Genomic DNA, 26,422 nt, shown 5'->3' with positions numbered 1-26,422 from the left:
TCATCGATCGTAGTTCGCATCAGTTCAACTGGAACTTGTCCGTGCTGACCTGATTGCAGCCAAGGATCTGCAGAGCGGTGCCGTTCGCGGTTGCGGCACCGACCGCACTCATACACTTACCGGACTGCGGATTGAGGATCGTGCCGTCGGCCTGCGGCGTCCACTGCTGCCCGCCGGTGCCGTTGCAGTCGTTGAGCAGCAGGCGTGTCCCATCGGCAGTACCGTTGCCGGCCACGCTCAGGCACCGTCCGAGCGTCCGTACCGTGTGGTCTGCCACGTTGTAGCGCCAGTGCTGGTCCTTCGCGAGCGGACCAGGTGTCTTGATCGTTTGACAGGCCCACAGCTGCACGACCGCGTTGTTCCCGCCGTTGTCCGTTCCGGCGACATCGACGCACACGCCGCGGTTCCGGATCGATACAGGTACGACGAACTGCTGCAGGGCACCCGCCGTACAGTCAGCGAGTTGCAGCACCGAACCGTCCGTCGTACCGGTTGAAGTCAGGCAGCGACCCGACGCGGGATTCCTGACGGTCCCGTCCGCCTGCGGAAGCCAGACCTCGCCGCCGGCCGCGGAGCAGTCGGCCAGTTGGATCGACGACCCGTTCGCCGTACCGGTTGCGGACAGACAGCGGCCGAGCGTGCGCAGGGTGCCTTCGTAGTCGTCCGAGGCAACGTAGTGCATGTCGGCGGCCAGGTCGCGGCACTCCCAGAGGTCGACGACGGTCCCGCTCGTACCGATGTCGTTGCCGTAGACATCGATGCACTTGCCGCCGGGCGCGGAGATCAGCTCACCAGGGCCACCTCCGGTACTCGTTCCGTCGTAGTGCTGGGCGACGATGTTCGCCTGGACCGCGTCGTCGGTGGCGGTCGAGGAGTAGCCAGACGTCATCGCGCCCTCGAAGAAGGTGCCGGTCGCGCGGTTGCTGTTGTCCCCGCCGACGCCGAGGACGATCGAGCCTTCCTGAGCCATCGGGTGCGGTAGCGGGCCTTCTTCCCAGGTACTCAGGCTGCCGCTCTGGGAGTTGCCTCCCTTGAGGGAGAACGTGTTCTGGCCGTTGTTCCGCAGTACGGCGGTCACGAACTTGCTCGGGTTTCCCCGGTTGTTGGCCCAGTGCGCGGTACGGCCCTGCCAGACGCCGTCCTCGAGGTCGGCCTCGACCCACGGCCCGGGATCGGCGGACTCGGTGGCGTTGAGGAACGAGATGTTGAGCGTGTCCATGTGGCCCCGACCGGTGTCCTGGATCGCGGTCTCGACGTTCCCGAAGTCGGAGCAGCAGTTGTCGCTGGCGTTCGTGCCGCTGGCCACCTCGTACATCGACTCAGGCTGGCCGGCGCGAGCGGTGCCGGTGGTCACCGTGCTCGCGCGCCGGTAGCCGGTGACCGGCGGAAGGAACAGGCCGTACGCCTTGTGGCCGGCGACCGTGATCGGCAGGGCGGCGGCGTTCGCGGGCTTGTTCTGCGGCCCACCGGCACCAGGACCGGCGATGGTCAGGTCGTTGTGCCGGCTGGTGTGGTCGTAGATGACCGTCACGTTGCACGTCGTACCGGCGCAGAACGCGTCCTGGGCGGCGGCGTTCGCGTAGCCGCCGGGCTCGAGGAGTCCGACATCGAGAGTGGCGCTGTCGGAGGTGCGCTGCACCCGGTAGAGCGGGCCGTTGTACGACGCGAAGAGTGCGCGCGTCGTACTGAACGCGGCGACGCACGGGGTGCCGCCGTTCGCGTAGATGTCGCAGGGGGCTTCGGTCTGTCCGGCCGCCGCAGCAGGCGACTGGGACGGTACGGCGATCATCGCGGCCAGCAGGGCCGCGATCCCGAGAGTAAGTGGGAGGAGTCTTGGGCGGGGCGAACTCAACATCACGGGACCTCTCTTCAGCAAAGGGTTGACCGTGCCTGATCGTGCTTAATCGATTTAACAGAGAGGTGTACCGTCAGATTTCCGCGAGGTCAACACCTCGACGCCAAGCCGAGGGCGAGCAGCGAAAGGCCCGTTTGAACGCGACACTGAAGGCGAACTGGTCCTGGTAGCCGACCTGGCGAGCCACCACGGCAACGGTCGCGGTGGTGTCGTGGAGGAGGTCCGCGGCCAGCGTCATCCGCCAACTGGTCAGGTAGCCGAGCGGTGGCTGGCCGACCAACTTAGTGAAGCGGGCCGCGAAGGTCGCGCGGGACAGGCCGACCTTGGTGGCGAGCTCGGCGACCGTCCAGCGGTGGCCGGGATCCGCGTGGATGAGGCGCAACGCTTCGCCGACGGCCGGTGTGGTCAGCGCGTGGTACCAGGGCGGCAGGTTGGCTTCCGGTCGCGCACACCAGGCCCGCAACGCCAGCACGAGAACGAAGTCGAGCAACCGATGCAGTACGGCGTCCTGACCCGGCTCCTCCCGAGACACTTCGGCGGTGACCATGTCCAGCGCCGGCCGCGTCCGCGGATCCGCGGGGACCACGGCAGACGCAGGCAGCAGCGACAGCAGCCGCTCACCGACCCCGCCCCGCAGCTCGTAGGCGCCGCGGATCATGATCGTCGCGCCCGACAGGTCGCCGCCGTACGTGCGTGGCGCCGACAACCCCTGCTGCTCCAGCGGCACACCGTCCACCGAGTACTTCCGGCCATCGCGGATCACAAACTCAGGCACCGTCGCCGGATCATCCGCGACCGTATAGCTGCCAACCCCGGTGATCAGCGCGATGTCACCCGCCGCCAACGCCATCGGTACGCCGTCCTCGAGCCGCAACGACGCCCGACCACCGAGCGTCGCAACGACCGTGAGCGACGGAGCATCGGCGTACGTCACCGCCCACGGCGGATGCGCGATCCATTGCCGGACCACCACATCCCGCACTTGCGCCCGCTGAAGCAGGTCGCTCAGGACATCCACACCAATCAGGCTAGACGATCACAAATGGATCTTCGACGTTCTCCCATGGATCGTCTGCCAGGATCGGGCTTGGCTGAAGCCATGACGACAAACCTCATCCTCGGCGGCACCGGGACCACCGGCCGTCGGGTCGCTCAACACCTTCGCTCCGCCGGCCATCCGGTCCGGACGGCGTCTCGCACGGGCAGCGACGTACGACTCGACCTCGACGACCCCACGACCTGGGCTACCGCGCTCGACGGCGTCACCGCCGCCTATCTCGTCGAGCCGACTCTGCACGCCGGCGCGCGGCTGGCTCGATTCGCGGAGCGGGCGATGGAGTCCGGCGTACGACGGCTGGTCCTGCTGTCTGCCGCCCGTGCCGAAGAGGAAGGGCACCCACTGCACGCGGTCGAGCAGACGCTCCGCACCTCGAGCATCGACTGGACCATCCTGCATCCGAACTGGTTCGCCCAGAACTTCAGCGAGGGACCGTGGCGTCAAGCCATCCTCGACGGCGTCCTCGCCCTGCCGACCGGCAGCGGCCGGACGCCATTCATCGACGCCGAGGACATCGCCGCGGTCGCCGCAGCAGCATTGATCGACAGCCGGCACAGCGGCGAGGTGTACGAACTGACCGGCCCACGACCAGTCGGCTTCGGCGAAGCGACCAACCTCATCGCTCGAGCGACAAACCGTCCGATCGGCTACGAGGACGTCGATCCCGACGACTTCACCAAGCGGCAGATCGAGTACGGCGTCACCCCCGGCGGCGCCCAACTCCTCACGAGCATCCTGGTCGCGATCGCGAACGGCGAAGCCGAAACCGTGACCGACGACGTGGACCGAGCACTCGGCCGCCCGGCCCGGGACTTCGAGCTCTACGTCACCGACGCCGCGACGGCAGGACAGTGGAATCTCTGACCAGCAGTGAATCTCACGTCTCCGCGTCGCTTCGCGTTATCCGATTCGTTACCGGGCGGCGTATTATCCGGCCGTGACGTTACGACGCGGGGACCTGGCGCCACCCGCGCGAACGCTGGTGGATGTGCTGCAGGAGACGGCGACGAAGTACGCCGATGAGCCGGCCCTCGACGACGGCAGCGTCAGCCTGAGTTATCGCGAGCTGTTGGTCCAGACGACCAAGTTCGCAAGCCGATTGGTCGAGGCGGGCGTCGGGCCGGGTGACCGCGTCGGCGTGCGGATCTCGTCCGGGCACAACGACCTGTACGTCGCCATTCTCGGGACTCTGCAAGCCGGCGCGGCGTACGTCCCGGTCGATGCCGACGACCCGGACGAACGCGCGGAGCTCGTCTTCGGCGAAGCGGACGTGGCGGCAACGGTCGGCGACGACCTCGTCATCACGGTCACCCGGCCGCTGCCGGCTCCGGTCCTCGGCAACGAGAACGCGGACGGCTACTACGACTACCCCTACAGCGCCCGGATGGACTCCGCAGGTACGACGCAAGCACCACGCGAGACCGTCGGACCCGAGACCACCGACGACGCCTGGATCATCTTCACGTCGGGCTCGACCGGCGTACCCAAAGGCGTTGCCGTCTCGCATCGATCGGCCGCGGCCTTCGTCGATGCGGAGGCGCGGCTGTTCCTGCAGCAGGAGCCGATCGGGCCGGACGACCGCGTGCTCGCAGGTCTGTCGGTCGCGTTCGACGCGTCCTGCGAGGAGATGTGGCTGGCCTGGCGGCACGGCGCGTGTCTGGTGCCGGCGCCGCGGTCGCTGGTGCGGACCGGCATGGACCTCGGGCCGTGGTTGGTTGCCCAGGGCATCACTATCGTCTCAACCGTGCCGACGCTGGCCGCGCTCTGGCCGGCCGATGCGCTCGACCAGGTCCGGCTGCTGATCTTCGGTGGCGAGGCGTGTCCGCCGGAGCTGGCCGAGCGGCTGGCGATCGATGGCCGCGAGGTCTGGAACACCTACGGTCCGACGGAGGCGACGGTCGTTGCCTGCGCCGCGCAGCTCACGGGTCAAGGACCGGTCCGGATCGGACTTCCCCTGGATGGTTGGGATCTGGCCGTTGTCGATGCCGAGGGCAACGAAATTCCGGAAGGTGAGATCGGTCAGCTGATCATCGGCGGCGTCGGCCTGGCCCGATACCTCGACCCGGACAAGGACGCCGAGAAGTTCGCGCCGATGCCGACGCTCGGCTGGGAGCGCGCGTACCGCAGTGGCGACCTCGTCCGCAACGAAGCCGAAGGTCTGTTGTTCCAAGGCCGCGCCGACGAGCAGGTCAAACTCGGTGGCCGCCGGATCGAGCTCGGCGAGGTCGACGCCGCGCTGCAAGCTCTCCCGCAGATCTCCGGTGCCGCGGCCGCCGTTCGCAACAGTGCCGCCGGTAACCAGTTGCTGGTCGGGTACGTCGTACCCGAGGATCCGGACGCGTTCGATCAGGCCAAGGCGACTGCGCGGCTGCGCGAGGAGCTGCCTGCCGCGCTCGTACCGCTGCTGGCCGTGGTGGACACCTTGCCGACGAGGACGTCCGGCAAGGTCGACCGCAACGCGCTGCCCTGGCCACCGCCCGGGATGGACAGCGACGGGCCGGCGGCTGAGCTGAGTGGCACAGCCGGGTGGTTGGCCGAGCGCTGGACGCGGGTCCTCGGTGCGAAGGTCACCGGCCCTGACAACGACTTCTTCCTGCACGGCGGCGGCAGCCTGGCTGCGGCGCAACTGGTGTCGTCCCTGCGCGAGCGCTATCCCGAGGTGACCGTCGGCGACATCTACGAGTACCCACGCCTCGGCGCGCTCGCGGAGCGGCTCGACGATTCGGCGCCCGTGCCGAACGAGCCGCTCGAGCTCCGTGACATCCGGCCGACACCGAAGGGTACGCAGCTCCTGCAGACGGCGCTCACCCTGATCCTGCAGACGGTCGTCGGCGTTCGCTGGCTCGTCTACCTCTTCACCTTGAACAACCTGCTGGCTGAGCTCGTCGGTCCGCTGCCGTGGGCCAGGACGATCTCGTGGTGGTGGATCCTGGCCGGCTGGTTGATCCTGATCACCCCGGCCGGCCGGATGAGCATCTCGGTCGTCGGCGCGCGCATCCTGCTCCGAGGCCTCAAACCTGGCACGTATCCGCGCGGCGGCAACGTGCACGTCCGGCTGTGGGCCGCAGAGAACCTGGCGGACGCCGCCGGCGCAGCCAACCTTGCCGGTGCACCCTGGATCACCTACTACGCCCGCGCGCTCGGCGCGAAGATCGGCCGCGGCGTCGACCTGCACACGCTGCCGCCGGTGACCGGCATGCTCACGATGGGACGCGGCGCGTCGATCGAGCCCGAGGTCGACCTGGCCGGGTACTGGATCGACGGCGACCGGCTGCACGTCGGAGCGGTCACCGTCGGCGCCGAGGCCGTCGTTGGTTCCCGCAGCACGCTGCTGCCGGGCGCAGAGATCGGCCGCAAGGCTGAGATCGCCGCCGGCTCGGCCGTCTCCGGCAAGGTCCCCGCGAACGAACGGTGGTCCGGATCTCCCGCAGCGAGACTCGGCCGGTCCCGGCACCCCTGGCCCGAGAACCGACCGGCCCGCGCGCCTTGGTGGGTCCTTGCGTACGGCATCCAGTCGGCCGTGATGTCGTTGCTCCCGGTCGCCGCGGCCGCTGCGGCGCTCCTCGTTCTCGGGCGTGCGCTGCGAGGCACGACCAGCCTTGGTGATGCGGCGTTGAAGGCCTTGGCCGCGACGCCGTTGATGACGCTGGTCGCCTTTGTGACGCTCGCTCTCCTGACGCTGATCGGTGTGCGGCTGCTCGGCATCGGGATCAAGCCAGGACACTTCCCCGTCCGCAGCCGGATGGGCTGGCAGGTGTGGGCGACGGAGCGGCTGCTCGACTCGGCCCGGACCTTCCTGTTCCCGCTGTACGCGAGCCTGGCGACACCGTGGTGGCTGCGAGCCCTCGGCGCGAAGATCGGCCGCGACGTCGAGGCCTCGACGGTCCTCCTGCTCCCCAAGATGACGACGGTCGGCGAAGGCGCGTTCCTGGCCGACGACACGATGATCGCGTCGTACGAGCTGGGTGGCGGCTGGCTGCACGTGGCCGGCGCGAAGGTCGGCAAGCGCGCCTTCCTCGGCAACTCCGGCATGGCCGCGCCCGGCCGGAGCGTCCCGAAGAACGGCCTGGTCGCCGTGCTCTCCGCTGCTCCGAAGAAGTCCAAGGCCGGTACGTCGTGGCTCGGTTCGCCACCGGTGAAGCTTCGTCGCCAGGCGATCGAGGGTGACCAGAGCCGCACGTTCAATCCGCCGTACAAGCTGAAGGTCGCGCGGGCGCTGGTCGAGCTCTGCCGGTTCGTGCCGATGATGTGCACGGTCCTGGTCGCGCTGGGCGTGCTGTTCGCGCTGCAAGGTCTCGACATCTGGCTCGGGCCGTGGTGGACGTTGGTGCTGTCCGGTGCGGTGATCCTGGCCGCGGGAGCGGTTGCCGGCGGGATCGCGACCGCCGCCAAGTGGCTGATCATCGGCCGCACCCGCGCGGTCGAGTATCCGTTGTGGAGCTCGTTCGTCTGGCGCAACGAGGTCGTCGACAGCTTCGTCGAGCTGGTTGCGGCGCCCTGGTTCGCGAACGCCGCCGCCGGCACGCCGGTGCTCAATCTCTGGCTGCGATCACTCGGGGCGAAGATCGGCAAGGGCGTCTGGTGCGAGACGTACTGGTTGCCCGAGGCGGATCTGGTCACCCTCGGCGACGGCGCCACGGTGAATCGCGGCTGCGTGCTGCAGACGCACCTTTTCCATGATCGAGTTCTCTCCATGAGCACAGTCACCTTCGGATCCGGAGCGACCCTCGGGCCGCACGGCATCGTCCTGCCTGCGGCTACTGTCGGTGCTGGGGCTACTATCGGCCCGGTGTCTCTCGTCATGCGCGGTGAAGGTGTCCCGGCCGGTACTCGGTGGGCGGGGAACCCGATCGCTCCTTGGCAGGGTTGATGGTTGGCCCGATCCGGAGGCAGCAGAGTCAAGGGCTGCCCGGCGCGGCGTCCGCTGAGGATCCCTACGTCCCCACGCACGGCAACGGCGGCTACAAGGTGGAGTCGTACGAGCTCGACCTGGACTACCGGGTCAACAGCAACCGATTGAGCGGCAAGGCAACGATCACGGCGTACGCGACGCAGCCGTTGACCCGGGTCAGCTTCGACCTGTCCACCCTGCGCGTCTCGAAGGTGAGCGTGAACGGTCGCCGCCCGCAGCGCTACGTCCACCGCTCCGGCAAGCTGCACGTCACGCCGGCCGCGACGATCATGGACGGCGCCGAGTTCACCGTCGAGATCCAGTACGCCGGGAACCCGAAGCCCGACGCCAGCCCGTGGGGCGAGCTCGGCTGGGAAGAGCTCACCGAGGGCGTGATCGTCGCGAGCCAGCCCAGCGGCGCGGCGACCTGGTTCCCGTGCAACGACCACCCCGGTGACAAGGCGCATTACCGGATCGCGCTGACCACCGACTCGCCGTACGAGGTGGTCGCGAACGGTCGGCTCGTGTCGCGCCGGGTGAAGGCGAGCCGGACCACATGGGTCTTCGACCAGGCCGCACCGATGGCGACGTACCTGGCAACCGTGCAGATCGGCCGGTACGACGTGGTCGAGCTGGCGACCTCGCCGGTGACGACGCGTGGAGTGCTGCCGGGCGGGCAAATTCGCGAGTTCCGGCATGACTTCGGGCGGCAGCAGGACATGATGAAGCTGTTCTGCCGGTTGTTCGGGCCGTATCCGTTCGGCGGCTACACGGTTGTGGTGACCGACGACGACCTGGAGATTCCCCTGGAGGCACAGGGCATCTCGGTGTTCGGGAGCAATCATGTGGACGGCCGTCGTACCTCCGAACGGCTGGTCGCGCACGAGCTCGCGCATCAGTGGTTCGGGAACAGCCTGACCCCGTCGCGGTGGCAGCACATCTGGCTGAACGAGGGATTCGCCTGCTACTCCGAGTGGTTGTGGTCGGAGGAGTCCGGCGGTCTGTCCGCCGAGCAGCAAGTGTCGAAGGCTTACTCCCGGTTGAAGGGCCTGCCGCAGGATCTGCTCTTGTCGAACCCCGGGCCGGAGCTGATGTTCGACGACCGGCTCTACAAGCGCGGTGCGATCACGCTGCACATGGTCCGACGGCATCTGGGCGACGAAGCGTTCTTCGACATGCTGCGGACGTGGACGAAGACGTACCGGCACGGGTCCGTGACCACGTCCGACTTCGTCGAGCTGGCGACGGGCTTCAGCTCCGACGAAGAGGCGCTCGGGCGGGTGTTCGCCGCCTGGCTGGGTTCGTACGACCTGCCACCCCTGCCCCGGAAGCGTTGACGACATGAGCGCCGGCGTCGAGTTCTTCGGTGGTACGGCGCTGATCATCGTCATCGTGATCATCGCGGGTCGCCACCTGCGGCGTCCGGGCTCGCCGAAAGGCCCGACCTGGGGACACATCACCCTCGCCTCGGCGCTGTTCGTAGTGGCCGGCGCGGTGTACTTCTTCCCGCCGCACAACGTCGTACTGGCCGCGCTCATCATGGTCCTGGGCGCGGGTTTCCTGACGATGGGTGTCGCGACGCTGGGCGGCGGAAACTTCGGCTACTTCGGTGCGTTGGCCGGTGGGCTTGCGGCGCTGCCGTTCCTGATGACGCCGACGCCGCTCGCGCTCAGCATCGTCGGTACGACAATCGACTGCCACGTCCGCGACTACCGCGGCCATGAGGTGTACGAGTTCACCGCGGACTGCCCGGGCGGCAAGAGCTACGACTTCACCAAGCACGGCGCGCACAACTTCCCCGGTGGCAACGTGCCGGTCATCGTCGACCGGCACGGCATCCTGCAGGCGGAGTTCGTCGGCGAGGAGAACGTGACTGCCGACACCGTCGGCGGGATCCTGTGCCTGATTGGTGCCGCGGGCATCGTCGTGGCCGCGCTGGTCCACAACCGACGCCTGCACGGCAACGTCCGGCACGTGGTGAAACCAGGCTTCAGCTCGGGTCCTTAGCTCGTGCGACCTCCGCGGCGGCTTTGACGAAGCGTTCGGTGAGTGGAGTCCTGGTCGACCACGCGGCGCCTGTCCACCAGGTGGCCGCGCGACCTGGCAGCGGGATCAGCCGGACCTCGGGTGGCGCGAACCGTTCGGCCGACTGAGGTACGACGGAAGGCCCGGCGCCGGCCGCGGTCAGCGCGAGGACGGTCGGCAGGTCACCGGACTCCTGGAGTACTTGCGGGTGGCAACCGAGTTCGGCGTACAGGCCGTTGATCTGGGCCGTCAGGCCGGGACCACTGGCCGGAGCGATCCGGACCAGCGGTCGGGAGTCGAGCCAGCTGACCAGGTCGCGCGGGACGCTCTGGGTGGTCGGGACGGCGAGGGTGAGCCGATCTCGCCGTAACCGAAGGTGTTCGAGACCGGCCGGGACAGGCAGCCGGACGAACCCGACCTGCAGTCGGCCGGACAGCAACCGCTCGTACTGGACCGCCGACGAGAGGTCCTCGAGCGAGATGGCGACGCCGGGCCAGCGACTCCGGAACAACGCGACCGCCCGTGGCGCGAGGTCGATCCCGGACTGCCCGAACCCGATCGACAGCGAGCCTTCGTCCCCGGCAGCGACCTGGGCCGCACGCCGCTCGAAGGCCTCGGAACGGTCGAGCAACTCCAGAGCGTCCGGGAGCAGCAACTCGCCGGCCGGGGTCAGTCGGGCACCCTGCCGGCCCCGACTGAACAGGACCGAGCCGACCCGGCGCTCCAGCACCTGGATCTGCTTGGTCAGCGCCGGTTGGCTGGTCGACAGCTCTGCGGCCGCGGCACCGAAGTTCCGCACTCTGGCCAGCGTGACGAACGCGCGCAGCAAACGGAGATCCATAACCTCAGGATATGGAATCGGCCCCGCAGGTGGGTGGACGTCATGGATCGTCGTGCGTTCCCGTGGGACGGTGTTGCTGAGAGCAACCAATCGGCGGGCCGCCGGATACCGTCAGTAGACAAGCGCTGTGGCGATTGCGGTGATTCCTTCGGCCCGGCCGGTGAAACCCAGGCCGTCGGTCGTTGCCGCGCTCACCGATACCTCGGCATCGCAGGCGGCGCTGAGCACCTTCTCGGCTTCCTCCCGGCGAACGCCGATCCGCGGCCGGTTGCACACGATCTGCACCGACACGTTGCCGATCTCGAAGCCGGCGGCCCGCACCCGCCGGGCGGCTTCCGTCACCAGCACGACCCCGGCGGCGCCGGCCCACTCCGGCTCGGCCGTCCCGAAGTTGGATCCCAGGTCACCCAGTCGGGCGGCGCTCAGCAGCGCCGTACAGATCGCGTGGGCGGCCGCGTCGCCATCGGAGTGACCCGCCAGGCCGGCGGCCTCGTCCGGCCAGTGCAGGCCGGCCAGCCACATCGGACGGCCTTCCTCCAGTGGATGGACGTCGATGCCGTTACCGACCCGGGGAATCCTCATGTCTCTGCCAGCCTCTCAGCCAGGAGGGCCTCGGCCAGCAGCAGATCCCGCGGCTGCGTCACCTTGAACGCGTCCTGCGAACCCGCGACCGTCATCACGGTCACCCCGAGCCGCTCGCACAGCATCGCGTCGTCAGTGGCACCGAGTATCCCCGCGGCATGCGCCCGCCGCAGCGTCTGTGGATCGAACCCCTGTGGTGTCTGCACGGCGACCAACGTCGACCGGTCCGGGGTCTCGACCACCTCGCCCGTCGGCGCGACCCGCTTGATGGTGTCCGTCACCGGCACGACCGGTACGACGGCCTGGGCCCCACCACGCACTGCCGCGACCACGCGCTCGATCACGTCGACCGGCACGAAGGCACGCGCCGCGTCGTGCACGAGGATGCAGTCGATCCCGTCGACCGGGACCACATCCAGCGCAGCCTTGACCGAGTCGGGTCGCTCGGCACCGCCGGGGACCACGAGTAGTTGCGCGTCACCGGCGTACGGCTCGAGCTCTTTGCCGATCGTCTCCTCCGTGCCCGGAGGGACGGCGACCACAATGCAGACGAGGTCGGCGGCGGTCGCTGCCTTCAGCCCACGCACCGCGTGGACCAGCAGCGAATCGCCACCGACCTCTCGAAATGCCTTCGGGATCTCTCCACCCAGCCGCAACCCGAGCCCGGCCGCGGGAATCACGACCGCGCTACTCATGCAGGTGCGACACTCAGGAAGCGAGAACCTCGTCGAGGATGGCTTCCGCCTTGTCCTCGTTGGTGTGCTCGGCCAGGGCCAGCTCGGAGACCAGGATCTGGCGAGCCTTCGCCAGCATCCGCTTCTCACCGGCGGACAGACCACGATCACGCTCACGGCGCCACAGGTCGCGGACGACCTCTGCCACCTTCATCACGTCGCCGGAGTGCAGCTTCTCCAGGTTCGCCTTGTACCGTCGCGACCAGTTGGTCGGCTCCTCCGTGTGCGGTGCACGCAGCACGTCGAAGACGCGCTCCAGGCCAGCCTGATCCACGACGTCACGCACGCCGACCAGATCGAGGTTGCACGCGGGGACCCGGACGACCAGGTCGTTCTGAGCGACGATCCTCAAGACCAGGTAGGTCTTGTCCTCACCTTTGATCTGACGGGTCTCGATGTCCTCGATGACGGCCGCTCCGTGATTGGGGTAAACAACCGTCTCGCCGACTGTGAAAGTCATATGTCACGTGCCCCTTTCCAAGATCCATCCTACCACGCGGAAGGTGGTCCGGTCGGGACGTTTGCGCTGGTCAGAGGCCACTTCGCGCCTTGACAAACGCTGTGTGCCGTGCCTTGTGCGCGCGTGAACGGTTGCCCGCGACACCACTTATCTACTTTCAGTCTACCTGCCGGGCGGTAGCCCGCCGTCCGGTCCGGACCGGACGGCGGCTACGCTTTGTCGCGCCGGAGGCGGCTGCCTGACGGCCTTGAAAAGCTTGCACGAGAGGGATTCCAGTGCCGATCACGTTGTCCTCGCGGTCCGTCCGGCGTACCGCGCTGGCGGGTGCCGCCGCCGCTCTCAGTCTCGCGCTGTCGGCGTGCAGCGCGGGCTTCAGCGCCCCGACCTCGCAGGAGTACCAGGCCGCCGAGGGAACCAACGCGAACTCGGGCTCCCTCCACGTCCGGAACATGCTGGTCCTGGCCGATGCCACCGGCAAGGGCGAGTTGCACACGGTCATCGTCAACGACGGCCCCGGCAGCGACACCCTGGTCAAGCTGTCCCAGGCCCCGGCCGGCACGGCCGATGGCATCGACGGCAACTGGGCGCCGGGAGAGGTCACCTTCAGCGCGCTGAAGAAGCCGCTGGACCTGCCCGCCGGTTCGTCGACGCTGTTGCCGCCGGGGACCACCGACGGGAACGGCGAGGACGAGGGCGACCCGATCACGGTCACCGGCGCCAAGCCCGGCCAGATGGTCAACGTGACGATCACGTTCGGCACGGCCGCGCCGATCAACGCCTACGTACCGGTGCTGACCGACGACCACTACTCGCCGACCCCCAGCTCCAACGCGGCCCAGTAATTGCTCCAGGCAATTATTGTTCGGCGGGCAATTATCCCTTGTTCGCCTGGGCGGCCTTCGCCAGCCCCGGGATGATCTTGTCCAGCACCCACGGGACGCTCAGCACGCTGACAGCGCTCATGCCGGAGATGACCTGCTGGTCCTGCAGTGCGAAGGCGCCGCCGTTCTTGACCGCGCCGAGCGACGAATAGACCGGGTCGGCCAGGAACTTCTGGGTCCCGATGCCATCGACGTACGCGACCAGTACGTCGGCGTCGACATCGGCGACCTTCTCCTTGCTGATCGCCAGCGAGAATTCCTGCTTGGTGTTCGTCTTCTCCAGCGCCTCGACGCCCGGCGCGTTCTTGAAGCCCATCTCGTTCAGGATCTGCACGCGCGGGTCGCCGGGCATGTAGACGTAGTTGTCGGCACCGAACGAGCCGACCGTGATCGTCTTCCCCTTGAACTCGGGGTGGTCGGCCGCGACCTGCTTGATCTTGTCGCCGATCCCGGCGATCAACTTCTCCGCGTCGGCCTTCTTGCCGAGCGCCTCACCGACGAGCAGGGTCTGGTCCTGCCAGGTGGTCTGCCACGGCGCCCCCGGGTACGCGACGGTCGGCGCGATCCCGCTCAGGGTCTTGTACGTCGCCTCGTCGAACCCCTCGTACGGAGCCAGGATGACGTCGGGCTTCAGCGCCGCGATCTTCTCGAACGGGTACTTGTCGCCGGTGTCCAGCAGCGTGGTCTTCGCCGGATCGAACTTGTCCGCGTCCCACGCGGTGGTGCCGGCCGCGGTCGGGCCGTACGTCACCTTCGGCATACCGACCGGGGTCTCACCGAGCGCGTAGACGACGTCCTGCGCGTTCCAGCCGAGTGTGACGATCCGCTCCGGCTTCTTCGGGATGGTCGTCGTACCGAACGTGTTCTTCAACGTCACCGGGAACCCGGCTGTCGCCGTACTCGCGGCGCCGTCGGCCTGCTGATCGGCATCGTTGCCACACGCGGCCAGCGTGGTCGCGATCAGTACGGCGCTCGCCGCCGCGCCGATCATTCGGGTACGGGACCAGAACATCATGACTCTCCTTAGTCTGACTGCCTCAACTAAGGAAAGCCTAAGCTAACCCCGGCGGCTCGCGTAGCCCGCGGGGATGTGACTCAGGACTCGGACCGGGTGGGCGAGACCCGGCGAGACCTCAGGATTCGAATTTGTAGCCGAGGCCGCGCACGGTGACGAGGTGCTGCGGATTCGACGGATCCTTCTCCAGCTTGGACCGCAGGCGCTTGACGTGAACGTCCAGCGTCTTGGTGTCGCCCACGTAGTCGGCGCCCCAGATCCGGTCGATCAGCTGCCCACGGGTGAGCACGCGGCCGGTGTTGCGCAGCAGCATTTCGAGCAGCTCGAACTCCTTGAGCGGGAGCCGGATCTCGGTCCCGGACACGGTCACCACGTGCCGCTCCACGTCCATCCGGACCGGACCGGCCTCGAGGGTGTCGGGCAGCAGCTCGACATCCTGACCGCGGCGCAGAACCGCCCGGATGCGGGCCAGCAGCTCCCGCGGACTGTAGGGCTTGGTGACGTAGTCGTCCGCGCCCAGTTCGAGACCGACGACCTTGTCGACCTCGGTGTCCTTGGCGCTGACGATGATCACCGGCACATTGCCCCGGCTGCGCAGCGCCCGGCAGACCTCCGTGCCGGAAAGACCCGGCAGCATCAGGTCGAGCAGGACGATGTCCGCACCGGCCCGGTCGTACTCGTCCAGCGCATCGGGCCCGGTCTCCGCCACGGCGACCTCGAACCCTTCCTTGCGCAGCACGTACGACAACGCGTCGCTGTAGCTCTCTTCGTCTTCGACGACCAGCACTCGGGTCACGAAGCTGCCTCCTTGGTTCTGTCTGACGGGGTAGGCGTCAGGTAGATGGCCGACTCCTCCTGGCTGGCGGAGTCGGTCTGACCCGGAGCGGGTTCGAGCCGCAGCGGGAGTCTCACGGTGAAGGTGGAACCCTGACCTTCGACACTCCAGACCCGCACGTCGCCACCATGAATCGAGGCGATGTGCTTGACGATCGAGAGGCCGAGGCCGGTGCCACCGGTTTCACGGCTGCGGGCCCGGTCGACCCGGTAGAACCGCTCGAAGATGCGTTCCAGGTCGCTGCTCGGGATACCCACGCCCTGGTCGCTGACGGTGACCTCGACCAGGTCCCCGATCGGGTGCGCGGCGACCGCGACCCGGGTGCCGTCGGGGCTGTAGTTGACCGCGTTCTCGACCAGGTTGCCGATCGCGATGGACAGCTGGTCCTCGCTGCCCATCACCTCCAGGCCTGGCTGGGTCTTGACCACGATCTTGATGTCGCGATCCTCGGCGTCGACCCGGCAGCGATCAACGGCGGCGTCGATGACCCCGTTGATGTCGACCGGCCCCGGGTTCTCCAGGGGGTCGTCGCCTTGGAGCCGGGACAACTCGATGATCTCTTTGACCAGCCGGCTCAACCGCGACGCCTCGATCCGCATCCGGTCCGAGAACCGCTGTACGGCCTCGGGATCGTCGGAGGCTTCGGAGACCGCGTCGGCGAGCAGGATCAGTGCACCGACAGGCGTCTTGAGCTCGTGGCTGACGTTGACGGTGAAGTCACGGCGGATCGCTTCGAGCCGCCGTTCGCGGGTCCGGTCCTCGACCAGGACCAGGACCAGCTGGCTGCCGAGCGGCGCCACCCGGGCACTCACGTACTGCGTCGCACCGAGCCGGCCGCGGACAATCTCCAAGTCCTGCTGGCGAATCTCGCCGTCGCGGCGGACCGCGCGGACCATGGTGAGGATGTCGTCGACCACCAACCGCTCACCACGGACGATGCCGAGCACGTGCGCCGGCGCACTGGCCTGGAGCACCTGATCCTCCGGACCCATCACCACCGCGGAGGAGCGCAGAACCGACAGGACCGTGGCGACGCCGGCCGGGACGAACGGGTCGGAGGGCTCCGGAATCTTGCGCTGCGCCCGCTCGGAAAGCATCATCGCGCCAAGTGAAAGCAGAGCCAGGGCCGCGCCGATGACGCCGCCCAGCACCGCAGCCAGCGTGGGGTCCACGGCAACGATGCTACGCGGGCAACCAGCAGGGAAAGACCGAATGAGCACGGGATGACCGGGACGCGACCGAACTGTTCATCGCGCGTTCACCACTCGTCGCCGTCCGGCAACCTCAGCGGCATACGGTCACCGGTGGACGGGTACTGGTCTGATACTTGCCACTCGAGCCACCGCAGCACCGGACACCACAGATCGGAATCGAACACAATGCGTGACAGTTATCACGAGCAGCTCGACGACATCCTCGCCGAACTGGAGCGGATGACGCGGACGGTGTCCACCGCCGTACGGCGGTCCACCTCGGCGCTGCTGGAGGCGGACATCCGCCTCGCCGAAGAGGTCATTGCCGCCGACATCCAGCTCGACGCCGCCGGTGAGGGTGTCGAGGAGAAGGTGTTCGAGCTGATGGCGCGGCAGTCGCCGGTCGCCAACGAACTGCGGATGCTCGTCGCGGCCCTGCGCATGGTCGCCGACCTCGAGCGGATGGGCGACCTCGCCGCCCACGTCTCCAAGATCGCCCGGATGCGCTACCCGGCCCCCGCCATTCCCGCCGAGCTGCACGACGTCATCCAGGAGATGGGCACCGTCGCCGGCAAGATGGTCAACGCCGCCGGTGACGTGATCCGCTCCCGCGACGTCGAGGCCGCCGCCAGGCTGGAAGCCACCGACGACCAGATGGACTCGCTGCGCACCAGCCAGTTCCGCCTGATGATGGACGACGCCTGGCCGCACGGCGTCGAGGTCGCTGTCGACATCGCCCTCCTCGGCCGCTACTACGAGCGCATCTCCGACCACGCCGTCTCCATGGCCCGCCGAGTCGTCTACCTCGTCACCGGCGAACTCCCCGTAGCCATCGGCGGCACCGCCGCCGGCTCCGGCGCAGGCGCCTCAACCCCCAACCCCAACGGCAACTAGCTTCCCCCCAAGGCGCCCCCGGCAAACAGTTGCCGAGGGCGCCTTGTTCCGTTGCACCCGCCGCTCAGCAGGGGACTCCGGTCATTGGCGGACTCGCACCACTCACCAACCACGTCGGCGAGCGCCTGCTGACCGCTCAACCACCCGCCCGGCGGGACGCGATCCGCAGTTGCTGAGTGGCCGGCGTCCGCCCGAGGCGCGGATCTCCGGCCCATCACAATCACCACCGAGCGCGAGCAGCACGCCTGGTTCCCGACCGGCCGACGGATTGTGATGGCCTGGAGATCCGCGCCCGGCTGATCCGAGCCCCTGGCACCAACCCCATGCGCGGGTGGTCGCGCGCGAGGGGAGTGTGGTAGCCACGCGAGGCGTCCTTCAACGCGCCGGTGGTACATTGGAGACGTAACAAATTCGCGGTATCGGAGCATGGGGAATCAGTCCCAGCGGTTCATCACCGGATGCTCCGGCTGAAGTGGACGATCCGGGTTCGAATCCCGGCGCCCTCCTTGGAGGGACGTAGCTCAACGGCAGAGCCCCACTTTTTCTTCAGAGGCGGGCCACCCCGGTGGCCCGCCTCTTATCATGTGCCGGCCAGCACGACGCGAATCGCGGCGCCGAGCTCGCGCTCGGTCAACTTGAGCCCGGCATAGTGCCGTCGAGCCTTTCCTGCCGCTTTGCGCTCGAACTGGTGCCGATTCAGGATGCCGGGTTCCTCGGCAAGCACGTCTTCGATGACGAGCTCCGCCCACAGGCTGCGGCTGAGGGAGTCGCGGAGGATGACGTTCGCCTGGCGTCCGAGGGATTTCGTCACTGCCAAAGTGAGGATGAGTTCCGGGTGGCCGAACTCCACCCGATCGCCCGTTGCGATCCCGGCGAGGGATTTCTTCGCCACCTTCACCCAGGCGGCCTCTGCCGTCGGGGTCCACAGCGCCACCTTGTCGATCAGCGCCTGATGCGCCCGGCCGCCGCTGTGAATGGTTGCGTTGCGCATCAGCCGAACCGTGTCGATCTGGATGATGCTGTCCGCGTCGAATGTCTTACCGGTGGCGGTTTCGATCGCATCGTGCAACTGCGCGAGCACCGCGTTGCAGGCATTCGAGGGTGCCTTCCCATCGCGAATAAGCAGTCCGACACAGGTCTTGAGAAAGTCTTCGTGTAGCGCAAGAGCGTACGGAACGCTCATCGCGCCGAGATGCGTGTCGGCGGACTGCAAGATCGACCGTGCAGCTTCGGTCCGGAGGTTGAAGCGGCGGATGTGCGGGACGCGGGGAAATACCTCGGGAAGCAAGGTATCTGACCCCTCGGTCAGCTGCAGCAAATGCGATGCCAACTGGGCGCCGGCCAACAGTCCCATCATCGCGTTGCTGGCGTCTTGACGCTGAACCTCGAACGCCCGGTACTCAGCGAACTGCACGATCCCGCGTCCCACGTACTTCCTTCCACCGACCCGCTAAAACCCTCACCAACCGCTGTCCGGTGAGCACGTCTCAGGGCGCCAGGCCCAGAGGTGAACCAATAGGTACCAGGATCCGCCTACATTGCGTAATCACGGCTCCGAGCCGAAGGTCGTGCGACGTTCTCCCCCAGAAGCCGCGGGACCTCGGCGCCGCACCCTCGCGTGATCCAGTAGTTGGCGCCAACTGCGAGAGCGCGTGATCGAAGGTGGCGCCCCGGCGGAGCCGGCAACAGGCAGCCGCGCCGGAGGCGTGAACTCCTCGCCGTACCCGCGCGTGACCCAGTACCCGGCGCCAAGTGCAGGAGCGCGTCATCGCAGTTGGCGCCCCCGGACGGAGCCGGCAGACAGTCAGCCGCGCCGGAGGCGGGTCGTTTGGGGTTAGCGGCCCTGGTTTTTTACGGCTTCTATGGAGGCTTGGGCGGCGGCTGGGTCCAGGTATTCGCCGCCGGGGGTGAGGGGGGTGAAGTCGTCGTCGAGTTCGTAGTAGAGGGGGATGCCGGTGGGGATGTTCAGGCCTACTACGGTTTTCTCGTCGAGGTTGTCGAGGTGTTTGACGAGGGCTCGCAGGGAGTTGCCGTGGGCGGCTACCAGGACGGTTTTGCCGGCGCGGAGGTCGGGCACGATCGCGTCGTACCAGTAGGGGAGCATGCGCTCGACGACGTCCTTGAGGCACTCGGTGGTGGGGAGTAGCTCGGACGGGAGCCCAGCGTAGCGGGGGTCGCCGGCCTGGTCGTATTCGGAGCCGCGCTCGATCGCCGGCGGCGGGGTGTCGTAGGAACGGCGGAACAGCATGAACTGCTCCTCGCCGAGCTCCTCCAGGGTCTGCTTCTTGTCCTTGCCCTGCAGGCCGCCGTAGTGACGCTCGTTCAGCCGCCAGGAGCGTCGTACGTCGATCCACTGGCGACCGGCGACCTCGAGCGCGATGTTCGCGGTGCGGATCGCGCGGCTCAGCACCGAGGTGTGCAGTACGTCGGGGAGCAGGTCGCGGTCACGGATCAGCTCACCACCCCGCTGCGCCTCCTCGACACCCTGGGCGTTCAGGTCGACGTCGACCCACCCGGTGAAGAGGTTCTTGGCGTTCCAGTCGCTGTGGCCGTGGCGGAGCAGGATCAGGCGATAGGTCATGCCTCGGAGTCTATCGAGGCTCCAGCCAGCCCTTGAAGGCGTCCAGGTTCCGGGTGGATTCGCCCCGCGACACCCGCCAGTCGTACTCCTTGCGGATCGACGACGCGAACCCCAGTTCAAGGATCATGTTGAACGACGAATCCGAGTATTCGAGCACCGCACCCAGCAACCGATCGACCTCGGTCGGCGTGATCGCGTGCAGCGGGACGTGCCCGTCCAGGTGGATGTCACCCATGTGGTCGACGGCGAAGGCGACGCCGTACATCTTCAGGTTCCGCTCGAGCAACCACCGGTAGACCGCCGCGTGATTCTCGTCCGGATGCCGGGCCACGAACGCGTGCACCTGCACAGCCTGCGCCCCGACGGTCAACGTGACCGTGGTCTTGAGCTTCCGCTCCCCCGGCAGGTCCGCGATGAACGCGCCCGGCGTCGGCTCGGTGAACTCGATGTCGTTCTCGGTCAGCACCTCGCGGATCACGTCCGCCGCCGCGACTCTCACCCGTTCACCTCCGCGGCGATCTCGGCCGCCATCGTGTCCGCTGCGGTCCGGTACGCCGCCAGCGTCTTGCGGGCGGTCAACTCCCAGCCGAAGCCTTGTGCGTGCTTGAGTGCCGCCCGGCTCATGTTCTCGCGCGTACCCGGATCCGTCGCGATCCGGCTCAGCGCGTCGGCGAAGTCGTCGACGCTGTGCCCCCGCACCAGTAACCCGGTCTGCCCGTCGACCACCGCCGTACTCAGACCGCCGACCGCCGCCGCGACCACCGGCGTCCCACAGGCCTGTGCCTCCAAAGCCACCAAACCAAAGGATTCCGAGTACGACGGAACACACACGACGGACGCGGCCCGGTACCACTCCGCCAACCCCGGCCGCTCCATCGGCTTCACGAACCGGGTCACGTCGTCCACGCCCAACGCCCGCGCCAACTCCGCATGCGCCTCCGGATGCTCCATCCCGTTGCCCGACGGCCCACCGATGATCGCCACCACCAGCCGTGACCGCAGCGCCGGATCCCGCTCAAGCATCCGCGCGGCCGCCCGGATCAGCAGGTCCGGCGCCTTCAACGTCTGGATCCGACCGACAAACGCCAGTACGACGGCATCGGGAGCGACTCCGACAGCCTTCCGGGCCGCACCCTGAGAACCCGGCGTGAACATGTCCAGATCCACGCCAGGGTTGACCACCTCGACCTTGGCCGGCGATGCGCCGTACAGCGAGATCAGCTCGCGCGACTCTTCATCGGTGTTGGCCAGCAAGCGATCCGCGGCCTCGACGACCTGCTCCTCCCCGAGCAGCCGCGCAGGCGGTTCGGGTACGTCGTCCTCGGCAAGGCTGGCGTTCTTCACTTTCGCCATCGTGTGCATGGTGTGGACCAGCGGGACTGCCCAACGGTCACGGGCGAGCAATCCGACCTGGCCGGACAACCAGTAGTGCGAGTGGATCACGTCGTACCAGCCGGGCTCGTGGATCGCCTCGGCGCGCAGGACAGCGCGGGCGAACGTGCACAGCTGGGCGGGCAGCTCGTTCTTGGTGAGTCCTTCGTACGGACCGGCCGCGACGTTGCGGACCATCACGCCGGGCATCAGCTCGACCCGCGGGGGCTGCGCCGACGCGGTAGCCCGGGTGAACACGTCGACCTCGATCCCCAGGCCCGCGAGCTGCTTGGACAGCTCCACCACGTACACGTTCATCCCGCCGGCGTCCCCGGTGCCCGGTTGGTCCAGCGGCGACGTGTGCAGGCTGATCATTGCGACCCGCCGCGGCGGACGGTCGGCGGACGGCGGTTCGGTCACCTCGTCAGGGTAACTCCGGAGCCTCCGCCGGGAATCGGGAGATCTCCCTATCAGTGGCCGTCCAGCTGGCCAGCAACCGGAGGTTCTGCTCGGACGTCGAGCCCGGCTCGACGGTGTAGGTGACCAGCAGCTGATCCGGGTCACCGGGCGGCTGCAGGGTCTCGTACTGGACGGCGATGTCACCAACGATCGAGTGGTGCTGCAGCTTCGCCCCGAAGGTCTTGTCCTTCACCTCGTGCCGGGCCCAGAACGACCGGAAGTCGTCGCTGTGGATCGACAGCTCCCCGATCAGCTCGGCGAGCTCCGGGTCGTCCGGGTAGCGGCCGGCGTACATCCGCAGATACCCGACGGTCTCCTCCGCGACCCCTTCCCACTCCGGGTAGAAGTCGCGCGTCGCCGGGTCGAGGAAGACCAGCCGCGGGATATTGCGTTCCTTGGCGTCCATCGCGTCGAAGTCCGCGATCAGGGCGGCGGCCAGCCGGTTCCAGCCGATTACGTCCATCCGGCGGCCGAGCACGAAGGCCGGTACGTCGGGCATCGAGTCGAGCAACCGTTGCAAGCCGGGTCGCAACCGTTGCGTCGTACGACGTGGCGCCCGGCGCCGGCCCGGTTTCGCCAGCAAGGCCAGGTGGATGCGCTCGTCCGTGGTCAGGCTGAGCACATCCGCGACCGCGTCGAGGATCTCCTGCGAGACGTTCTCGGTGCGACCTTGCTCGAGCCGCACGTAGTAGTCAGCGCTCACCCCGGCCGCCTGCGCGAGCTCCTCACGCCGCAGACCGGGAACCCGCCGACGGCCGCCGAACACCTTCAGCCCCAGGTCCTCGGGCTGCACCCGGGCCCTCCGTGACTTCAGGAATTCGCTCAGCTCCTCGCGACGGTCCATAGGCCCAGTATCCAGATCGCCCGGGTCCGCAACCTGGTCCTGCCAGAACCAGGTTCAGCCAACCCAGGCTCAACAGACGTCTGGGTAGCCGTCGAGGCCGCCGACAGGATCGGTGTCATCACCCCACGAACCTGGAGAACCTGATGACCAACCTGACCGGTCGTAACGCAGTAGTCACCGGTGCCGCGAGCGGTATCGGCGCAGCGATTGCCGAGCAGTTCGCCGCCGCCGGTGCCAACGTCGCCCTGGTATCGCGCCGACAGGACCGGCTGGACGACCTGGCCGGCAAGCTCGGCCCACAGGCCTTCGGCGTCGCCCTCGACGTGACCTCGCAGGCCTCGGTCGACGCGGGCGTCGACCGGATCCACGAGCGGCTCGGCGTCGTCGACCTGGTGGTGAACGCAGCCGGCGTGATGCTGGCCGCACCGGTCGACCAGGCCGCGTTCGACGACTGGACCCGGATGATCGACACCAACCTGACTGGTGCCCTGCGACTCGTGCACGCGTTCGCTCCGGACCTGATCAAGTCCGCCGCCGAGGGCCGGACCGCGGACCTGGTGAACATCTCGTCGATCGCCGCGCACGTGGCCTTCCCCGAGTACGCCGTCTATGGCGCCACCAAGGCCGCCCTCACCCAACTGTCCGCGGCGCTCCGGTCGGACCTTTCGCCGTACGACGTCCGCGTCACGAACCTCGAACCCGGACTGACCGACACGGAACTCGCCACCCACCTCAACTCCACCGGCCAGGACCTGATCGCGTCGATGAACGACCAGATCGGGCCGCTCACCGCCACCGACATCGCGGACGTCGTCACGTTCACGGTCAGCCGGCGACGCGAACTCAACCTGCCGCAGATCGTCGCGCAGCCCACGCGTCAGGCCTGACGCCCCGCGAGGTAGACGGCCACCGGGCGGGCGAGCGTCGTGATGTCGGCGGTCGGATCGCCATCGACGAGCACGAGGTCGGCGTCCGCTCCCGACCGCAGACGGCCCTTCCGGTCCCCGAGGCCGAGGGCGTCCGCGGCGGCTGAGGTCGCGGCGGTCAGGGCGGCCGTGGCCGAGAGACCGGAGTGGACGTACTCGGCCAAGGTCGCAGGCAGCAGCCCGTGCGGCTTCGCGGGTCCGATACCGCCGTCGGACCCGGCGACGATCCGGACTCCCCCATCGGACAAGCGGCGTACGGCCTGCTGCAGGGCAGCCTCGCTGATCCCGGCCTTGGCGACCAGGTCCAGAATCGCGGGCGGTACGACGATCGACGGGTCGGAGCCGAGCGTGCCGCACACTGCGATCCCGCTGGCGGCCAGTGCGGCGAGCAACTCCTCGTCGATCGCCACCCCTGTCGGTGTCAGGCAGGTGCAGTGCTCGATCCCGTCGACGCCCACGGCCAAGGCTTGCCGTACGGCGGAAAGCGCGTGCGCATGCGCGGTGATCGGCAGACCCACCTCATGTGCTGCCGCGACGGCAACCGCCAGATCGGCCTCGGTGAACTGCGGACTCATGGTGTCCGAGCCCGGCGTCAGTACACCGCCACTGGCCATGATCTTGATGACGTCGGCGCCCTTGTCGGCCCGTTGATGTACGGCCGCACGCATCTCGTCGGGACCCGCGACCTCACCACCCAGCGACCAGCAATGCCCGCCCACGCTGGTGAGTGGTGTACCCGCGGCAACGACCGTCGGCAGTCCCGTGAGGCCTCGCCGGCGCCAGTCGAGTACGGCGTCGTTCCGGTCGCCCAGGTCGCGGACCGTCGTGACTCCGGCCTGCAGGTGGATCCGCAGCGACTGCTCGATCGTGTCATCGCCGGATTCAGCCAGGCGATCGAGCGCACCTGGACCGGCGTCGGCGGACAGATGCACATGCGCGTCGATCAGTCCCGGTACGACGGTCCCGCCAGGCACCTCGTGGATCGGCCACCCCTCGGGCACCTCGCGCGTGGTCGCGGTGATCAGGCCGTCCTCGACGAGTACGACGGTCTCGTCGAGAACCCGTTCGCCGTCGAAGATCCGGTCGGCCCGCACCGCCATTCTGCTCATGCGCGCAGTCTCGCCCAGCCGGGGTCCAACGAGCCACGGTCCAGCGCGACACCGTCCAGCTAAGCCGGATCCTGCGGTAGTGCGAGGGTCTGGCCGGTCTCGAGGGCGGCGTTGATACTGCGGGTCAGCACGGCCTTGAGGTCCGCGGTCTCCTTGCTGAGCTCGTCGATCAGGCCGCTGTGGTTGGCGATCTCGGTGCTGGCGAGGAGTTCGACGTACCGATCGCGATCCTCGAGGGCGGTGGTGAGGACGGATTCGGCCTTGAGCACGGCGTCCGCCTCGAGCGCCTGTTCGGCGTACCGCTCGAGCTTGGCGACCTTGGCCTCCATCGCGGTCGCGGACAACTCGATCGCCTGTCGCTGCGGACCGAGCACGGCATCGAGCTGGGCGGCTGACAGCTGTCCGCGGAGCTCGACCTGGCGGGCGCGCAGGACCGACTGTTGCTGGAGCACCCGGCCGATGTCCCATAGTTGCTCGGGCAGGACCACCTCGTTCTTCACCGCGTCCAGCAGGCCCATCCGGTTCACGGCGGACTCCTGCACCGAGCCGACGGCCTGTTGTGCGCGCAGCATCAACGCAGTGGCGGCCTTGTCCCAGTCCGCCGGGAGCAGGTACTGACCGTGATGCACCCGAGCCGCGGTCCGCTCCTTGGACTCGACCAGTGTGCCGATGAGCATCGCGATCAGCAGCAGGACGCCGATCACCCCGACAGCACCGCTCAAGGCGACGGCCACGTCGTCCGGGAAGACGCCGACGAGGATCCACCGGAGGAAGAGCCAGACGCCGTACTCCATCGCGGCGAAGACGACCAGGCCGCCGATCGTGGCGCCGGTCGCGTCCCGCAGGTCGATGTACTTCGGCGGGACCGGGGCACTCGCCGGGACCAGGATCTTCTTGTGGTCGGCGAGCAGTTTGCGGACATCCGGCGCGAGCTCGGGCGAGAAGAGCGGCTGCACCTTCTTCTGCTTCTTCGTTTTCTTCGGGTCCTCGGTCGCCATCCCCACCCCTGATCATCGAGCGTCCGCACAGTACCGACGTTCTACTGTGTGGACTGGTTCCGGCTCTTGGCAAGCGGGCTGAGAGACTGGGAGTCATGACTTCCGAGCGTCCTCTTGCCGTCGTGACCGGAGCGAGCAGTGGGATCGGGGCCGCGTCCGCGCGGTACCTGGCCCGCGAAGGGTTCGAGGTGATCGCCGCCGCGCGTCGCCTCGATCGGATCGAGGCGCTGGCCAAGGAGATCGACGGACGCGCTGTCCGGTGCGACGTCACGTCTGTCGAGGATGTGGCCGCGCTGGCCGAGGCCGTCGGCGGCGAGCTCGCCGTACTGGTGAACAACGCCGGCGGCGCGTTCGGGTTCGAGCCGGTGGCCGAGGCGGACCTGGACGCGTGGCGGCGGATGTTCGAGGTGAACGTGATCGGGGTCGCTTCCGTGACGAAGTCGTTGCTCCCGGCCCTTATCGCCGGGAAGGGCACGATCATCGTGATGGGCTCGACGGCCGGCCAGGTCGCCTACGAGGGCGGCGGCGGGTACGTCGCGGCGAAGCACGGCACCACGGCCCTCGTCGACACCCTCCGGCTCGAGCTGTACGACCAGCCGGTCCGCGTCTGCGAGATCGCGCCGGGGATGGTTCGCAGTGAGGGCTTCGCGCTGACCCGCTTCGAGGGCGACCAGGCCAAGGCCGACGCCGTGTACGCCGGTGTCGCCGAGCCACTCACCTCCGACGACATCGCCGACATCGTCGCCTGGATCGCCACCCGCCCGGCCCACGTCAACGTCGACCGCATCACCGTCCGCCCCCGGGCCCAGGCCGCCCAGCACAAGGTGTACCGGGTGTTCGACTAGCCTCACGCCGCCCCGACTCAACCGCA

Annotated in this window: 24 protein-coding genes; 8 read left to right on the top strand and 16 right to left on the bottom strand. The window is 68.2% G+C overall.

The annotated features are described in order from the left end of the window. Positions 1 to 19: 19 nt before the first annotated feature. Positions 20 to 1,855: an arabinofuranosidase catalytic domain-containing protein gene (locus tag ACWF4Z_RS19975; protein ID WP_452244572.1), complete on the bottom strand. Its 1,836-nt coding sequence runs from the start codon at positions 1,853 to 1,855 to the stop codon at positions 20 to 22. Positions 1,856 to 1,928: 73 nt separating this feature from the next. Then, positions 1,929 to 2,873, bottom strand: a complete 945-nt coding sequence (locus tag ACWF4Z_RS19970; RefSeq protein ID WP_452244571.1) for an AraC family transcriptional regulator — start codon at positions 2,871 to 2,873, stop codon at positions 1,929 to 1,931. A gap of 81 nt (positions 2,874 to 2,954) precedes the next feature. On the opposite strand from ACWF4Z_RS19970, the gene ACWF4Z_RS19965 reads away from it, so the two are divergent. The 4 genes from ACWF4Z_RS19965 to ACWF4Z_RS19950 all read left to right on the top strand — a co-directional run bounded on the left by ACWF4Z_RS19965 (position 2,955) and on the right by ACWF4Z_RS19950 (position 9,810). Next, a complete protein-coding gene (locus tag ACWF4Z_RS19965) occupies positions 2,955 to 3,776 on the top strand; it encodes an NAD(P)H-binding protein (RefSeq protein ID WP_452244570.1) in 822 nt (273 codons plus the stop codon). 73 nt (positions 3,777 to 3,849) lie between these two features. Beyond that, a complete protein-coding gene (locus ACWF4Z_RS19960; protein ID WP_452244569.1) occupies positions 3,850 to 7,782 on the top strand; it encodes a Pls/PosA family non-ribosomal peptide synthetase in 3,933 nt (1,310 codons plus the stop codon). Then, positions 7,782 to 9,140, top strand: a complete 1,359-nt coding sequence (locus ACWF4Z_RS19955; RefSeq protein WP_452244568.1) for a M1 family metallopeptidase — start codon at positions 7,782 to 7,784, stop codon at positions 9,138 to 9,140. The genes ACWF4Z_RS19960 and ACWF4Z_RS19955 overlap by 1 nt, the downstream gene beginning before the upstream one ends. A 4-nt stretch (positions 9,141 to 9,144) precedes the next feature. Next, positions 9,145 to 9,810: a hypothetical protein gene (locus ACWF4Z_RS19950; protein WP_452244567.1), complete on the top strand. Its 666-nt coding sequence runs from the start codon at positions 9,145 to 9,147 to the stop codon at positions 9,808 to 9,810. Here the strand turns inward: ACWF4Z_RS19950 and ACWF4Z_RS19945 are convergent. The 4 genes from ACWF4Z_RS19945 to ACWF4Z_RS19930 all read right to left on the bottom strand — a co-directional run bounded on the left by ACWF4Z_RS19945 (position 9,794) and on the right by ACWF4Z_RS19930 (position 12,445). After that, on the bottom strand, positions 9,794 to 10,669 hold the full coding sequence (locus tag ACWF4Z_RS19945) for a LysR family transcriptional regulator (protein WP_452244566.1): 876 nt from the start codon (positions 10,667 to 10,669) through the stop codon (positions 9,794 to 9,796). The genes ACWF4Z_RS19950 and ACWF4Z_RS19945 overlap by 17 nt on opposite strands. A 111-nt stretch (positions 10,670 to 10,780) precedes the next feature. Further along, positions 10,781 to 11,251, bottom strand: coding sequence for a 2-C-methyl-D-erythritol 2,4-cyclodiphosphate synthase (gene ispF / locus ACWF4Z_RS19940; RefSeq protein WP_452244565.1), 471 nt, complete (start codon positions 11,249 to 11,251; stop codon positions 10,781 to 10,783). Further along, entirely contained in the window at positions 11,248 to 11,946 is a 699-nt protein-coding gene (gene ispD / locus ACWF4Z_RS19935; RefSeq protein WP_452244564.1) for a 2-C-methyl-D-erythritol 4-phosphate cytidylyltransferase, read from the bottom strand. The genes ispF and ispD overlap by 4 nt, the downstream gene beginning before the upstream one ends. Before the next feature lie 13 nt (positions 11,947 to 11,959). Beyond that, on the bottom strand, positions 11,960 to 12,445 hold the full coding sequence (locus ACWF4Z_RS19930; RefSeq protein WP_012918679.1) for a CarD family transcriptional regulator: 486 nt from the start codon (positions 12,443 to 12,445) through the stop codon (positions 11,960 to 11,962). A 275-nt stretch (positions 12,446 to 12,720) separates the two neighbouring features. On the opposite strand from ACWF4Z_RS19930, the gene ACWF4Z_RS19925 reads away from it, so the two are divergent. Then, entirely contained in the window at positions 12,721 to 13,287 is a 567-nt protein-coding gene (locus tag ACWF4Z_RS19925; RefSeq protein ID WP_452244563.1) for a hypothetical protein, read from the top strand. A 31-nt stretch (positions 13,288 to 13,318) separates the two neighbouring features. On the opposite strand, the gene ACWF4Z_RS19920 is transcribed toward ACWF4Z_RS19925, so the two are convergent. The 3 genes from ACWF4Z_RS19920 to ACWF4Z_RS19910 all read right to left on the bottom strand — a co-directional run bounded on the left by ACWF4Z_RS19920 (position 13,319) and on the right by ACWF4Z_RS19910 (position 16,348). Further along, positions 13,319 to 14,341, bottom strand: coding sequence for an iron-siderophore ABC transporter substrate-binding protein (locus ACWF4Z_RS19920; RefSeq protein WP_452244562.1), 1,023 nt, complete (start codon positions 14,339 to 14,341; stop codon positions 13,319 to 13,321). 118 nt (positions 14,342 to 14,459) lie between these two features. Next, the gene (locus ACWF4Z_RS19915; RefSeq protein ID WP_131353111.1) at positions 14,460 to 15,137 is read right to left on the bottom strand and encodes a response regulator transcription factor; all 678 of its coding nucleotides are present in this window, start codon (positions 15,135 to 15,137) and stop codon (positions 14,460 to 14,462) included. Beyond that, positions 15,134 to 16,348, bottom strand: coding sequence for a sensor histidine kinase (locus ACWF4Z_RS19910; protein ID WP_452244561.1), 1,215 nt, complete (start codon positions 16,346 to 16,348; stop codon positions 15,134 to 15,136). The genes ACWF4Z_RS19915 and ACWF4Z_RS19910 overlap by 4 nt, the downstream gene beginning before the upstream one ends. 207 nt (positions 16,349 to 16,555) lie before the next feature. Here ACWF4Z_RS19910 and phoU point away from each other — a divergent pair, with 207 nt between their 5' ends. After that, positions 16,556 to 17,263, top strand: a complete 708-nt coding sequence (phoU, locus tag ACWF4Z_RS19905) for a phosphate signaling complex protein PhoU (RefSeq protein WP_452244560.1) — start codon at positions 16,556 to 16,558, stop codon at positions 17,261 to 17,263. A gap of 580 nt (positions 17,264 to 17,843) precedes the next feature. Here phoU and ACWF4Z_RS19900 read toward each other — a convergent pair. The 5 genes from ACWF4Z_RS19900 to ACWF4Z_RS19880 form a co-directional block, all read right to left on the bottom strand. Further along, positions 17,844 to 18,677 (bottom strand): hypothetical protein, encoded by an 834-nt coding sequence (locus tag ACWF4Z_RS19900; protein ID WP_452244559.1) that lies wholly within the window; start codon positions 18,675 to 18,677, stop codon positions 17,844 to 17,846. 420 nt (positions 18,678 to 19,097) lie between these two features. Then, entirely contained in the window at positions 19,098 to 19,844 is a 747-nt protein-coding gene (locus ACWF4Z_RS19895; RefSeq protein WP_452244558.1) for a phosphoglyceromutase, read from the bottom strand. 10 nt (positions 19,845 to 19,854) lie between these two features. Next, positions 19,855 to 20,343: a YbjN domain-containing protein gene (locus tag ACWF4Z_RS19890; RefSeq protein WP_452244557.1), complete on the bottom strand. Its 489-nt coding sequence runs from the start codon at positions 20,341 to 20,343 to the stop codon at positions 19,855 to 19,857. Continuing rightward, positions 20,340 to 21,635, bottom strand: a complete 1,296-nt coding sequence (gene mshA, locus ACWF4Z_RS19885; protein ID WP_452244556.1) for a D-inositol-3-phosphate glycosyltransferase — start codon at positions 21,633 to 21,635, stop codon at positions 20,340 to 20,342. Before mshA ends, ACWF4Z_RS19890 begins: the two co-directional genes overlap by 4 nt. A gap of 4 nt (positions 21,636 to 21,639) precedes the next feature. Continuing rightward, positions 21,640 to 22,518, bottom strand: a complete 879-nt coding sequence (locus ACWF4Z_RS19880) for a helix-turn-helix domain-containing protein (RefSeq protein ID WP_452244555.1) — start codon at positions 22,516 to 22,518, stop codon at positions 21,640 to 21,642. Between the two features lie 143 nt (positions 22,519 to 22,661). Between ACWF4Z_RS19880 and ACWF4Z_RS19875 the strand changes: the two genes are divergently transcribed. Next, the gene (locus tag ACWF4Z_RS19875; protein WP_452244554.1) at positions 22,662 to 23,405 is read left to right on the top strand and encodes an SDR family oxidoreductase; all 744 of its coding nucleotides are present in this window, start codon (positions 22,662 to 22,664) and stop codon (positions 23,403 to 23,405) included. Here ACWF4Z_RS19875 and ACWF4Z_RS19870 read toward each other — a convergent pair. Next, the gene (locus ACWF4Z_RS19870; protein ID WP_452244553.1) at positions 23,396 to 24,553 is read right to left on the bottom strand and encodes an amidohydrolase family protein; all 1,158 of its coding nucleotides are present in this window, start codon (positions 24,551 to 24,553) and stop codon (positions 23,396 to 23,398) included. The genes ACWF4Z_RS19875 and ACWF4Z_RS19870 overlap by 10 nt on opposite strands. 59 nt (positions 24,554 to 24,612) lie before the next feature. After that, positions 24,613 to 25,551, bottom strand: coding sequence for a hypothetical protein (locus tag ACWF4Z_RS19865; protein ID WP_452244552.1), 939 nt, complete (start codon positions 25,549 to 25,551; stop codon positions 24,613 to 24,615). A 95-nt stretch (positions 25,552 to 25,646) separates the two neighbouring features. Between ACWF4Z_RS19865 and ACWF4Z_RS19860 the strand changes: the two genes are divergently transcribed. Continuing rightward, positions 25,647 to 26,396 (top strand): SDR family oxidoreductase, encoded by a 750-nt coding sequence (locus ACWF4Z_RS19860; protein ID WP_452244551.1) that lies wholly within the window; start codon positions 25,647 to 25,649, stop codon positions 26,394 to 26,396. The last annotated feature ends 26 nt before the right edge of the window (positions 26,397 to 26,422 follow it).

The sequence above is a fragment of the Kribbella sp. NPDC055071 genome (genome assembly GCF_053608045.1).
Note: the sequence above shows the minus strand (reverse complement) of the source record. Positions and strands in the feature narration are given on the sequence as shown.